The sequence below is a fragment of the Pseudomonas sp. S12(2018) genome (assembly GCF_024355235.1).
GTDB lineage: Bacteria > Pseudomonadota > Gammaproteobacteria > Pseudomonadales > Pseudomonadaceae > Aquipseudomonas > Aquipseudomonas palmensis.
This window is the reverse complement of sequence record NZ_QLAD01000004.1, coordinates 454,489-466,835: the sequence shown is the minus strand read 5'-3', so window position 1 is coordinate 466,835 and position 12,347 is coordinate 454,489. Positions and strand designations below refer to the sequence as shown.

The 12,347-nt window shown below is 63.6% G+C and carries 10 protein-coding genes; 3 read left to right on the top strand and 7 right to left on the bottom strand.

Annotation, left to right across the window (positions count from 1 at the left end):
* Positions 1 to 79 precede the first annotated feature (79 nt).
* Positions 80 to 1,357 carry an NADH:flavin oxidoreductase/NADH oxidase family protein gene (locus DN388_RS12485; protein ID WP_254999984.1) on the top strand — a complete coding sequence of 426 codons (1,278 nt, stop codon included), beginning with the start codon at positions 80 to 82 and terminating at the stop codon, positions 1,355 to 1,357.
* Between the two features lie 59 nt (positions 1,358 to 1,416).
* On the opposite strand, the gene DN388_RS12480 is transcribed toward DN388_RS12485, so the two are convergent.
* Positions 1,417 to 2,829, bottom strand: a complete 1,413-nt coding sequence (locus DN388_RS12480) for an amidase (RefSeq protein WP_254999983.1) — start codon at positions 2,827 to 2,829, stop codon at positions 1,417 to 1,419.
* A gap of 88 nt (positions 2,830 to 2,917) precedes the next feature.
* Positions 2,918 to 4,210, bottom strand: coding sequence for an MFS transporter (locus DN388_RS12475; protein WP_043861683.1), 1,293 nt, complete (start codon positions 4,208 to 4,210; stop codon positions 2,918 to 2,920).
* Positions 4,211 to 4,307: 97 nt separating this feature from the next.
* On the opposite strand from DN388_RS12475, the gene DN388_RS12470 reads away from it, so the two are divergent.
* Positions 4,308 to 5,291 (top strand): Lrp/AsnC family transcriptional regulator, encoded by a 984-nt coding sequence (locus DN388_RS12470; RefSeq protein ID WP_054914269.1) that lies wholly within the window; start codon positions 4,308 to 4,310, stop codon positions 5,289 to 5,291.
* 36 nt (positions 5,292 to 5,327) lie between these two features.
* Here the strand turns inward: DN388_RS12470 and DN388_RS12465 are convergent, their stop codons facing one another.
* The 3 genes from DN388_RS12465 to DN388_RS12455 form a co-directional block, all read right to left on the bottom strand.
* Positions 5,328 to 5,660, bottom strand: a complete 333-nt coding sequence (locus DN388_RS12465; RefSeq protein WP_058540389.1) for a hypothetical protein — start codon at positions 5,658 to 5,660, stop codon at positions 5,328 to 5,330.
* Between the two features lie 76 nt (positions 5,661 to 5,736).
* A complete protein-coding gene (locus DN388_RS12460; protein WP_254999980.1) occupies positions 5,737 to 6,246 on the bottom strand; it encodes an autoinducer binding domain-containing protein in 510 nt (169 codons plus the stop codon).
* Between the two features lie 121 nt (positions 6,247 to 6,367).
* Positions 6,368 to 7,000, bottom strand: a complete 633-nt coding sequence (locus DN388_RS12455) for a hypothetical protein (protein WP_254999979.1) — start codon at positions 6,998 to 7,000, stop codon at positions 6,368 to 6,370.
* A 346-nt stretch (positions 7,001 to 7,346) separates the two neighbouring features.
* Between DN388_RS12455 and katG the strand changes: the two genes are divergently transcribed.
* Positions 7,347 to 9,617, top strand: coding sequence for a catalase/peroxidase HPI (gene katG, locus DN388_RS12450; protein WP_104572593.1), 2,271 nt, complete (start codon positions 7,347 to 7,349; stop codon positions 9,615 to 9,617).
* Between the two features lie 90 nt (positions 9,618 to 9,707).
* On the opposite strand, the gene DN388_RS12445 is transcribed toward katG, so the two are convergent.
* Positions 9,708 to 11,576: an ATP-binding protein gene (locus tag DN388_RS12445; protein ID WP_254999978.1), complete on the bottom strand. Its 1,869-nt coding sequence runs from the start codon at positions 11,574 to 11,576 to the stop codon at positions 9,708 to 9,710.
* Between the two features lie 8 nt (positions 11,577 to 11,584).
* Entirely contained in the window at positions 11,585 to 12,268 is a 684-nt protein-coding gene (locus DN388_RS12440; protein ID WP_043861687.1) for a response regulator transcription factor, read from the bottom strand.
* Between the last annotated feature and the right edge of the window lie 79 nt (positions 12,269 to 12,347).

Below are 12,347 nucleotides of genomic sequence, written 5' to 3'. Positions count from 1 at the left end.
CTGCACTGCGCAAAAGGGTATTGACCTTAAAGTTGACTTTAATCTTAAGGTGGCCTCCTCTTCAGTTGAGGGCTGCTCCATGAATGTGTTCGACACCCTGATGCTTCCCAACGGTTCAACCATCAAGAACCGAATCGCCAAAGCTGCCATGGAGGAGAACATGGCGGACGCCGATCAGGCGCCTTCCAAGGACTTGCTGCGTCTCTATCAAGCATGGGCCGACGGTGGTGCCGGCCTGATCATTACCGGCAACGTTATGGTCGACGGCCGCGCCATGACCGGACCGGGTGGCGTGGTGTTGCAAGACGATCAGCAATTGCACAAGTTCAAGCACTGGGCGCGTACAGGTCGGTCTGGTGGTGCGCAGTTCTGGTTGCAGATCAATCATCCCGGTCGCCAGATGCAGTCCAACCTTGGGCAAAAGACCTGGGCCCCGTCAGCCGTGCCGCTGGATCTCGGCAAAATGTCCAGGCGATTTGCCACACCTCATGCGATGACCCCAGGCGTGATCGAAGAGGTTGTTCAGCGCTTCGCGAATACCGCACGCCTCGGCGAGCAGGCCGGATTCACTGGTGTGGAAATTCATGCTGCCCATGGCTATTTGTTGAGCCAGTTCCTTTCGCCGTTGACCAACCAGCGGACGGACGAGTGGGGTGGCCCTCTGGAAAACCGGGCGCGCCTGTTGCTAGAAATCGTCAAGGCGGTCAGGGCTGTGGTTTCTGCGGATTTTGCAGTGGCGGTCAAGCTGAACTCCGCCGATTTCCAGCGCGGAGGATTCACCGCCGATGACGCGAAAAAGGTGGTTGAGTTGCTCAACGACCTGGGCGTGGACATGGTGGAGTTATCGGGAGGCAGCTACGAAGTACCCGCCATGCAGGGTGATGCGCGCGATGGTCGCACCCTGGCGCGCGAAGCCTATTTCGTCGAGTTCGCCCGTGATATCCAAACCGTCGCCAACATGCCGGTGATGGTCACTGGCGGTATACGCCGCCGCCCGGTGGCCGACAGCGTCGTGCAGAGCGGTGTGGACATGGTGGGCATCGGAACCGCCCTTGCTATCGACCCGCACCTGCCTCGCCAGTGGCTGGCGGGCAACGACAATGCCCCTCAATTGCCGCCGATCACCTGGAAAAACAAAGCCATGGCGGCCTTGGCGAACATGGCTGTAGTGAAGTTTCAACTGCGTAAACTCAGTCGCAATAAAAATCCCGACCCGAGTGTTTCACCGTTGTTCGCGCTGATCCTGCAACAGGCCGCCGTGGCCTTTCGCACTCGCCAGTACCGGAGATGGGTAGAAAAGTCTTCGCATTGCAACGGCCTGACGATCGCAGCGCACGGCGATGGTCTGCCTGGATGACACCTGCGCAACATCACTGAAGACGTTGCGCCAGGTGCTACGCGAGTGTTGTTCCGGGCTTAAAGCCCCCACCGCCCCAGCTCGGGCTTGCGCTCGTCAAGCAGCAGTGCAGGCGCCATGGCGCTCGCCATGTTCAGCAAGTGCATGTCGGTAGATACCGGTGACAGCAACTGCACGCCAATCGGCATCTGTGCTTCATCGAATCCGGCGGGTAGGGCGATTGCCGGGGTGCCGAGGTAGTTACTGGCGCGGCTGAACGTGCCGATGCTCACGTGAGCAGCGTCCTGGTCATCAAGAGGCAGGGCCCCGTGACCGCTGACCGGCATCAGCAGAACACCGGATGAGCCGATCGCTCGTCTGAAGGCCTCGGCGACGTGGGCACGCTGTGCAACGGCGTGTTCGTAGTCGTCACGGCTGATGGCCGCGCCGGCCAGGATGCGATTGCGCACCACCCCCCAGAGCGGCTGCGCAGGGTCATGTGCAAGGTGGCCGAACTCGCGATACCCCTCATAGGCAATGATCATCGAGTTGCACTCGGACAGCCGGCCGATGTTCAACTCATCCTCTGGAACCCAGCTCTGGAGCGTCCAGCCGGCCTTTTCCAGGGTGACCAGGGCCTGATCCCAAACCCGGCGAGCGCCCACGGACAGCGCACTTGGGAACGCGCTCTGGTCCAGTACGAACACCGTGCCCGGCTTGGCTGGTACCAGCTCACCTGCAAGGTCGGCCTGAACGCTCGACCCACTGCCGGTAGACGGGCTGGCAAGGATGGCCGTGAGTGCATGGGCGTCGCCAACATCACGGGCGATCGGGCCCAGCACGTCGAGGCTGGGCGCAAGCGGAACCACACCGTGCACGCTGATGACCCCGCTGGACGGCTTGAAGCCGACCAGATGATTGAGCGATGCGGGGGCTCGGATCGATCCGCCGGTATCGCCCCCCACTGCAACAGGTACAAGCCCTGCGGCAACAGCAACCGCCGCACCTGAAGAGGAACCGCCCGGGGCGCGATGCAGCGTTGTGTCCCACGGGTTCCAGGGCGTGCCTCGGGTCGGGTTCTGCCCGGACAGGCCGAACGCAAATTCGGTCATCTGGGTCTTGCCCAGGATAACCATTCCTGCCGCCTGCAATCGTTGCGCGACGGTGCTGGTCACGGCACTGACAATGCTCAGGCGGCTCAACGAACCTGCCGATGCCGGGGTATGGGCGATTTCGATGTTGTCCTTGATGGCGACCGGTACGCCATGCAAAGCGCTCGATGGGTGGCCTGCCTCGAGCGCACTGTCGGCGGCATCGGCTGCCGCCAGGGCTTGCTCTGCGAACACTGCGGTAAAGGCATTGAGCTCGCTGCCGCGAGCAATGCGGTCCAGAAAGTAGTGCGTGACGGCACGCGAGGTGATCTGCCGGGTAGCGATCAGATGGGCAATCTGCAGGGCAGACTGGAAACATAGGGCTTCGGATCGTTCGAGCATGGGTTCTAGGTTCTAAGCGGTGTGGGTCGGTAATCCCCGTATCCGATACTCGTTGACGGGGATTGCATGGCGTTGTTCGAGCCAGTGACTATTTCAGTGGCTTTCCGGCTGTTTCCGGCATTTTGATGAAGGTCACAAGCGTGAGCGCGGCGCCTGCGAGCACGTAGTAGAAGAACCAGCTCTCCTGACCGTTGCTCTGCAGCCAGGTCAGCAGATACGGCGTGGTACCGCCCAGCAGCGCCACCATCAGGTTGTAGGGAGCACCAATGCCGACGGCGCGAACGCGGCTGGGGAACTGTTCGGACATGATTGCCGGGGCGATGGAGGTATAGAGCGCGTAGAGCATAAGGCCGAACAGCTCCACCATCAGGATCGACGAGAACGTCGGCTGCATGCTGGTGATGATCGGGTAGAAGAACACCAGGTAGCCCAGGGCGAACACGATCAGTTGCGGCTTGCGCCCGAACTTGTCAGAGAGCATGCCGAAGAGTGGGTGCACGAGCATGAACGCGACCATTGCAACCGTGTTTGCAGCGAACGCTGTCGAGGACTCCACGTGCAGCGCACGGATGGCATAGGTCGGGATGTAGATGACGAACAGGTAGAAGGCAAAGGTGCTCAGGATCGAAAAGCCCACGATCCGCAGGGTCTCGCGCGGATAATCGCGCAGCAGGGTGCGCAGCGGTTGCTTCTCTACCTTGTCTGCGGTTGGCGGCGTGGAGGCTTCTGCTTCAGGTACCGACATACGCAGCCAGATGCCTGCGATACCGCCCAGGGCGCCGAGCAGGAACGGAATGCGCCAGCCGAACTCTCTCATCTGTTCCTCGGTGAGGAGGGTGGTAAGCGCCCAACCGATCGCCGAGGCGGTCAGAATGCCCGCGGCGGAGCTGAAGAACACAAAGCTCGAAAAGAACCCGCGACGGTGGTCCGGCGCCAACTCGGCAAGGTAGGTAGAGGCTGAAGCGTATTCACCGCCCAGCGACAAGCCTTGCATCAGGCGCGCGATCACCAGCAAGACCGGCGCGAGCAGGCCGATCTTCTCGTAGGTGGGGGTGATGCCGATCATCAGGGACCCGCCTGCCATCAGCAGGATGGTGACCCCCAGTGCCGATTTGCGGCCATAGCGATCAGAGTAGATCCCCAGGGCCCAGCCACCGATCGGGCGCATGAAGAACCCCACGGCGAAAATCGCGAAGGTCGCCAGCAGGGACGCCGTTTCGTCATTTTTTGGAAAGAATTGTGTGGAAAAGAACACCGCGAACGACGCATAGATCGTCCAATCGAACCACTCCACCGCATTGCCAATGCTGCCAGCAGCAATTTTGCGCGCGGTTGATACCTGCGGCTTTGCCGCTTCGGACGTTTGAGTCGCATAATTCATTGGCTTGTGCCTTTGGGTTTGAGTTGTAATTGTTTTTAGACATATGCGGCGTTGTTTTGTATTAATTTGGCCACTTGAGCGAAGGTATTGTAAGGATATGGTCTCGTCAACCGTTGATTCGGATGAAAAAAGACATTTTGCGTTGGATGACGCGGATCTGGCCTGCCTGATTGCACTGCAGGCGAACCCTCGCGGCACCTGGCGGGATCTGAGCGCCGGCTGCGATGTGGCGGAGCGTACGCTTTCGCGTCGCCTGCAACGCTTGATGGACAACGGGTATATCCGGGTGATCGGCGAGCTCGACCCGGTTGTGGTGGGGAGTGGCCCGGTGCTGCATGCCTGGATTCGGGTAGCAGACGGTCGTCAGAGCGAAGTGGCGCAGCACCTGGCGCAGTGGGCACAGACGCAGGTTGTGATGGCGACAACGGGCGAGTTCGACATCTTCACCGAGATCAACCTGCCCAGCGTGGAAGCGCTTTCTGACATGGTGGTGCGGGAGTTGCCGCTGGTGCCGGGGGTTAGGCAGGTTCAGACGCAGGTGGTGCTCAGGTCGTTCCGACGAGCCAGCCGCTGGCGTATTGATGGTTCGGTGCCTACCGAGCCGGTGCTGGCCGGGCCTGTGAGCCTGAGTGCTGACGAAATGCGGTTACTCGGCGCCCTGACCCTGGATGGAAGGGCCAGCCTGGGCGTGCTTGCCGAGACATGTGGAGTCAGTGAGCCGAAGGTTCAGCGGATGCTGAGTGGGCTCGTCGACAGCAATGCCCTGACATTTCGTGTGGAGCTCGAGCCGTTGCTGGTGGGCTATGGGGTAGAGGCGATTGTGTCGTTGCAGACTCGACCGGGTGCGGCGGAGGGCATTGCCCAGGAACTGGCGAAGGATGAACACACGCGTTGCCTGTTTGGCACCAGTGGCGGCTCGCAGCTGTTCTGGCATGTGCTGTGCCGTGATATCCATGATCTATGGACCGTCTCGACCGCCCGCATGGGATCCCTGGAGGGGATCATCTCGTGTGAGACCAACACGGTGGTCAGGGCCTACAAAAGGGCGGGGCGGGTGCGTCGAGGGTTGATGGTCGAGTAGGGTTCATGCCTGCCTTTGTGCAAGCAACGTAGCTGGCTACGTTGCCTGTTTGGGCTTCCAGTAGTCCATCTCGGCCACCGCTCTTTCAATGTCATCCATGTCGTCGCAGCCCAGCGCGAGGTCGAACTTTTCAGTGATTGTTCTTCGCATGGCGGCCAGTCGACGGGTGATCTGGTTTTCATCGATGAACCGTGTCGTCTCTTCGCAATACAGCGCTCTGTCGCCTGGGCTGATGTCGCCATCAACATCCCTGTAGTAATGGCGGGCAATGTCTCTCAGGGAAATGAGCATGTATTCGATATCGGCGACAAGGTGGATGGCTTCTTCTCCAGACAGGAGGATTTCTCTGTTTTCCTTCAGCAGTTTCAATGGGTCTTCCACTCGATCTTTGAACGGGCCAGGTAGCGAGGATATCCCATGTGGCGCTGACGAACCCCGTTGCGGGTCACTCGGATGATGACCGCCCCTGCGGGTCATTCACCAGAGCGGCCGCCGTCGCATGCAGCACCTGCACCAGCCACAGCACCGCGGCCCCCTTGCTGTAAAGCTCATTGACGGTCACGGGCGGGTGTTGGCGTACCACGCTCAAGCTGCTGAACCTGCCGTGCTCATCGTGAAAGGGTTGGGTCCAGCCGAGGCAAACGCCGTGATCCTGCGCGCCTGCCCACAACTCGGGGGGGCTGGTGAAAGCCTCTGGTGTCCACAGCAACGGGAAGGATGAGTGCCGGCTGTGCGCAAGCAGGGGCTCAACGACCGCAGGCTCATGGCGACGGTAGCGCTCGCCCCATGGGTTGGGGCAGTTGCTTTGTGTGATCGAAAACGTCGGGGTGGTGAAACTGAAGGCGTAGCAGTCGAAACCCAGGCACCGAAGCAGCTTTTCCAATTGCGCCAACTGGCTGTCCAAGTCCTTCGAGCACACCAGCTGACGCAGTTGCTCCGTTGTCCAGTGATCCATCGTTGCTCATCCCTGCATGATGTGAACATCCGTGGATACAGATCAGTTTCTCCTGATAAATACGTATCAGATACGCCTTTTACGACTGTAGCTCAGCTTTTTTGCGCTATTGCAAAAAGCGCTAACGCTTTTGCCGGGTTGCCTGCCTCTGGTCGGACCCGCCCTCAGGGTCAAGCTCGCGCAGGCTTGCGGGCCCTTGTGCCGGTGATTCACCAGTCACCTGGCACAGCAACGCGCTGACTCGCTCGCCGTCCACCACGCCCCGTGCCTGCAAGAGGTCGGCCACCGCCATCAGCCCCGCCCAGTACCGGCGTACCAGGCAGCCGGACCGGGCAATGGCCAGGGCCTCGGCATCGAGCAGCTTGTGCGCGGGCAACAGGCTGATCAGTTCATGCCCGCGGCAGCGGTCGCCACGGCCGCTGCCGCGCAAGATCCGGTCATAGCGTGCGTGCCGGTGGATGGCTTCGGCCACGGGCCCGGCAAAGCAGTGCAGCAGGTCGCGCTCGATGGGTTCGACGAGGGAGGGCAGGTACTCGGCAATGCCACGGGCGGCGAAGGCCGGGTGCACGATCAGATAGTCCGCCTCCACCAGCCCCTCGGCAAAGTGCGCACGCCCGTTCAGGTCGATCAGCGGGCCGCTGGCGGCCTGGGCGTGGGTCAGCACGGTCACCCGTGCAATGGGCTGGCCGTTCCACCACACGGCCAGGGCGTGACCGGCCTCGTGGATGGCGGTTGAACGCGGGCGCATGTCCATGGGGCGAGCCTCCCGTGGGGTGGTCGCTCGCCCTGACTACGCCTGCGTTATCGGTGCACGGCTCAGCGAGCGTTTGTCCTACCTTCTGCTCCCTGGCGGGTTCCGTATAAGAGATTATGGCTATCACCCACCAATACTGCGGCTATTTGCCGACTCGGGGGCGGCGAACTAGCCTTAGTTCGGTGCCGGTGCCAGCTGGCCGACCCATCCTGATGAAGAGACAAGATCGCGGCGCTCAGCCGTTCGAGTCGTTGACGATGCAACCTGTGTAACTGATTTCGCACGTTGCCACGGCGCCCTGGCAGGGCTGCCTGGCGACATGAACTCGACCAAGGGTAGCTCTCACATGGCAACTGAATCGAAATGCCCGTTCAATCATGCCGCCGGCGGTGGCACCACCAACCGTGACTGGTGGCCCAACCAGCTCAACCTGAAGATCCTGCATCAGCACGCGCCCCAGGCCGACCCGCTGGGCGAGGGCTTCGACTATGCCCAGGCGTTCAAGAGCTTGGACTTCCAGGCCCTCAAGCAGGACCTCACCGCGCTGATGACCGACTCGCAGGACTGGTGGCCGGCCGACTTCGGCCATTACGGGCCACTGTTCGTGCGCATGGCCTGGCACAGTGCCGGCACCTACCGTACCGGCGACGGGCGCGGCGGTGCCGGCTCCGGCCAGCAGCGCTTCGCGCCGCTCAACAGCTGGCCCGACAACGTCAGCCTCGACAAGGCGCGGCGGCTGCTGTGGCCGATCAAGCAGAAGTACGGGCGGGCGATTTCCTGGGCCGACCTGATCGTGCTCACCGGCAACGTGGCGCTGGAGTCGATGGGCTTCAAGACCTTCGGGTTTTCCGGCGGTCGCCCGGACGTGTGGGCGCCGGACGAGGACGTGTACTGGGGTTCGGAGAACAAATGGCTGGGCGGCGACACGCGCTACGGCAAAGACCCTGAAGCCATGCAGCCGCCGGGCGAGGGCACCCTGGTGGCCGAACCCGAGCAGCACGGCAATGAAGAAAGCCGTACCGAGCAGGGCCGCAACCTGGAGAACCCCCTGGCCGCAGTGCAGATGGGGCTGATCTACGTGAACCCGGAAGGCCCCGAAGGCAACCCCGACCCGGTCGCCGCCGCCAAGGACATTCGCGAGACCTTCGGGCGCATGGCCATGAACGACGAGGAAACCGTGGCCCTGATCGCCGGCGGCCACGCCTTCGGCAAGACCCACGGCGCCGGCCCGGCCGACAACGTGGGCCCCGAGCCTGAAGCGGCAGGCCTGGAGGAACAGGGCCTGGGCTGGAAGAACAGCTTCGGCACCGGCAAGGGCCCGGACACCATCACCAGCGGCCTGGAAGTGACCTGGACCACCACCCCGACCCGCTGGAGCAACAACTTCCTGGAGAACCTGTTCGGCTTCGAGTGGGAGCTGACCAAGAGCCCGGCCGGGGCCCACCAGTGGACGCCCAAGGGCGGCGCCGGCGCCGGTATCATCCCCGACGCCCACGACCCGTCCAAGCGGCGCAACCCCACCATGCTGACCACCGACCTGTCGCTGCGCTTCGACCCGATCTACGAGAAGATCTCGCGCCGCTACCTGGAAAACCCCGACCAGCTGAGCGATGCCTTTGCCCGCGCCTGGTACAAGCTGATCCACCGTGACATGGGCCCGCTGTCGCGCTACCTGGGCCCGGAACTGCCCGCTGAGGAGCTGCTGTGGCAAGACCCGATTCCCAAGGTCGACCACCCGCTGGTCGATGACGGCGACATCGCCGCGCTCAAGGCCAAGGTACTGGCCTCGGGCCTGTCGGTGGCGCAGCTGGTGTCCACCGCATGGGCGGCGGCTTCCACCTTCAGGGGTTCGGACAAGCGCGGCGGTGCCAATGGCGGGCGGCTGCGCCTGGCCCCGCAGAAGTTCTGGCAGGCCAACCAGCCCGAACAGCTGGCCGCCGTGCTCGCGACCCTGGAAGGCATCCAGAACGAATTCAATGGGGCGCAGGCCGGTGGCAAGAAGATCTCCCTGGCCGATCTGATCGTGCTGGCGGGCAACGCCGGTGTCGAGCAGGCTGCGAAAAACGCCGGGCATACGGTCACGGTGCCGTTCACGCCGGGGCGCACCGATGCCAGCCAGGAGCAGACGGACGTGGAGTCGTTCGGCTTTCTCGAACCCATTGCCGATGGTTTTCGAAACTACCTCAAGGGGCACTACCGCGTGCCGGCCGAAGCGCTGCTGATCGACAAGGCGCAACTGCTGACGCTCAGTGCACCGGAGATGACGGTGCTGGTGGGCGGCCTGCGGGTGCTGGGGGCCAATGTGGGCCAGAGCAGCCATGGCGTGTTCACCCAGCGGCCGCAGGCGCTGACCAATGACTTCTTCACCCACCTGCTGGACATGGGCGTGGAGTGGAAGCCGGTGTCCGAGGCCGCTCAGGCGTTCGAAGGGCGTGATCGCAAAAGCGGGCAGGTGAAGTGGACCGCCACCCGGGTCGACCTGGTGTTCGGCTCGAACGCGCAATTGCGGGCCGTGGCCGAGGTGTATGCCAGTGCGGATGCGCAGCAGCAGTTCGTCAGCGACTTCGTGGCGGCCTGGGCCAAAGTGATGAATCTGGACCGTTTCGATGTGAAGTAGCGCGTTCGCCGGCAAGGCCGGCCTCTGCAGAGCAGCACAACCCCTGCAGGGGCCGGCCTTGCCGGCCAAGCGAATGCCTGCAGTACCGGCTCACACGCTGGCCGGCACCTCCCGTTGCAGCGCAAGGCGTGCAACAAGCCGCGTACAACCCGGCAGCGAAACCACCTCCAGCTGACCGCCCACCCGGGCGATGCGCGCATTCATGCTGCGCATGCCCACGCTCACCCCGGCGCGCTGTACCGCCAGCACGTCGAAGCCGATACCGTCATCCTCGATGTTCAGCTCCAGGCTGTCGGGCTGCGGCTGCTGCAGCTCAACCTGCACATGCCGGGCACGGCTGTGCTTGACCACATTGGTCAGCGACTCTTCCACCAGGCGGGTCAACGCCATGCACTGCAAGGCGCTGGGCGGTGTGCGCCACTGCGCGGCGAAGTGCCAGGTGCAGGCCACATCCAGTTCGTCGAACAGCTGGGTGAAGCGATGGCGCAGCGGGGCGATCCATTCCTGCGGCGTGGCCGGCACCTTGATGCCGGCGCTGGAGCCATTGTCGATGGTCTGGCGCAGGTCATCACGCAGCAATTTGAGCATCGACAGAAACTGCGGGCCCTGCAGCGGCGTGCTGGCCTGCTCGACCATGGCCATCATGCGCACCAGCGAGCCGCCCAGCCCATCATGCAGGTCGTGGGCGATCTGCAGGCGGTCCTGCAGGCGGGAGTTGGTCAGCGCCAGGGCGTGTTCGCGTTCGAGGGTGGTGGCCAGTTCCCCGCGAGCGCGCTCGATGCCTTCGGCCAGCTCCAGGTTGAAGCGCTCGATGCGGCGCACGCTGCGCGCATGGCGCAAGCCCAGCACCACCGACATGCACAGGGTCGTCACCACGCTGGTGAGCGGTGTCCACGCGGGCGTTTCGCCGATCAGCTTCAGCATTATCAGCAGGTCATGGGCCCCGGCCAGCATGAATACCAGCAGGCTGGCGGCCAGCCACACATGCTCGGGCCGCCGGGTGCGCAAGGCATGCAGCTGAAACTGCAGGCAGTTGAGGAAAAACACCGTCGCCGTGCTCAGCACCGCCACCAGTTGCGCGTTGCCGACGCGGGCATCCGGGGCCAGTGCCATCAAGGCCACCAGTGCGGCAGTCAGCAGCCAGAGTGCCTTCTCCAGGCGCGGCAGCGATTGCCCGCCAAAGCGCCAGACAAACACGCAGAAACAGGTGACGTACATCACCAGCGCGATGCCGTTGAAGCGCGCAGCCATCAGGGTGGTGGAGAAGGGCCAGGGGCTGGTCATCAGTATATTGGCGATGAACAGCACCCAGCACAGGGCCATGGCCGCATACCAGCCAAAGATCCGTTGCTCGCGGCGGATCACCCAGATACAGAAGAACAGCCCGCCCAGCACCGCCGAGACGGTCAGGTTGAGCACGAACAACGAGCGGTTGGTCCACAGCAACTCTTCATACAGCTGGCGTGCCGAGGCCTCATCCCCCAGGTACACCGGCCCCAGCCCGGGTGACTGTACCGCCAGGCCCACCACACGTACCCACAGCGTGTTGACGCCTTCGTGCAGCAGGCCTTCGGGCAGGTGCCAGTAGCGGGGCATGTTCCAGCTGCGTGACAGCGGCTCGCTCAGCTGGCTGTCACGCCACAGGCGCTGGTCGTTGACGAACACTTCGCCGGCCATGATCACCGAGCGCAGCGTCAGTGCCACCGGCATGCGTTGACCGGCCGCGCAGTCGCGCTGCCACTGGAGGCGGTACCACACCGTGCCGTCGTGCTGCGGCCAGCGTCGGCTCCAGTCGTCGGGCAGGGTCACGGCCTGCCAGGGGCCGGCCTCGGGGCGGTTGCCCTGGTCATCACCCTGGGCGGCGGCTACCGACAGCACCTGCACGGTGCAGCTTGCACCGTCCGGCGTTGCAGCCTGCGCTGCACCCGACAGGCACAGGACGAGCAGCCAGCACGCCATCAGGCCTCTCAATCGAGCAGACCACGCGTGCGTGCCGCATGGATGGCGCGGGTGCGCGAAGACACCGCCAGCTTGCGATAGATGCGTTTGACGTGGCATTCGACGGTGTAGCGCGACAGGTTCAGCTGTTCGGCGATTTCGCGGTTGCCCAGGCCCTCGGCCACCAGGCGCAGGATCTGGTCTTCACGCGGGGTCAGGCGTTCGCCATCGGCGGTGTCGACCGGCTGGGCGGCCCCCGGGCGCAGTTCCTCGATGATGCGCCGGGCCACGAACGGGTCGATGGGGGCGCCACCGCGCAGCACGCTGCGCAGCGACAACAGGATCTCCAGGTCGTCGCGTTCCTTGAGCACATAGCCGGTGGCGCCTGCCCGCAGCGCCGCGAGCAGGGTGTCTTCGGTGCTCCATGCCGAGATCACCAGGATCGCCTGGCCGGGGTCGGTGGCGTGCATCTCTTCGATCAGCTCGATGCCGTTGCCGTCGGGCAGGCCCAGGTCTACCAGCGCCAGCGCCACCGGCTGCGCCGCCAGGCAGGCGCGGGCCTCGGCCAGCGAGCTGGCGAACAGCAGGGCCTCGGGCCGGTAGCCCAGTTGCAGCAGCAGGGCTTCCAGGCGGCGGTGGATCAGCGGCTCGTCCTCCACCAGCAGTACCGGCGCGAGCAGCGTGGGTTCGGGAACAGTCGTCTGGATAGGCATGGGCAGTCTCGGGCGCGCGGTGGGGGCGACTGTGCCCCATGCAGCGGCCAATAGGTATCCCTGAAAACAGGTAAAAGAA

Coding starts and splice junctions, on each gene's coding strand:
- DN388_RS12485 (WP_254999984.1), top strand. CDS start 80: ATGAATGTGTTCGACACCCTGATGCTTCCCAACGGTTCAACCATCAAG.
- DN388_RS12480 (WP_254999983.1), bottom strand. CDS start 2,829: ATGCTCGAACGATCCGAAGCCCTATGTTTCCAGTCTGCCCTGCAGATT.
- DN388_RS12475 (WP_043861683.1), bottom strand. CDS start 4,210: ATGAATTATGCGACTCAAACGTCCGAAGCGGCAAAGCCGCAGGTATCA.
- DN388_RS12470 (WP_054914269.1), top strand. CDS start 4,308: ATGGTCTCGTCAACCGTTGATTCGGATGAAAAAAGACATTTTGCGTTG.
- DN388_RS12460 (WP_254999980.1), bottom strand. CDS start 6,246: ATGGATCACTGGACAACGGAGCAACTGCGTCAGCTGGTGTGCTCGAAG.
- DN388_RS12455 (WP_254999979.1), bottom strand. CDS start 7,000: ATGGACATGCGCCCGCGTTCAACCGCCATCCACGAGGCCGGTCACGCC.
- katG (WP_104572593.1), top strand. CDS start 7,347: ATGGCAACTGAATCGAAATGCCCGTTCAATCATGCCGCCGGCGGTGGC.
- DN388_RS12445 (WP_254999978.1), bottom strand. CDS start 11,576: ATGGCGTGCTGGCTGCTCGTCCTGTGCCTGTCGGGTGCAGCGCAGGCT.
- DN388_RS12440 (WP_043861687.1), bottom strand. CDS start 12,268: ATGCCTATCCAGACGACTGTTCCCGAACCCACGCTGCTCGCGCCGGTA.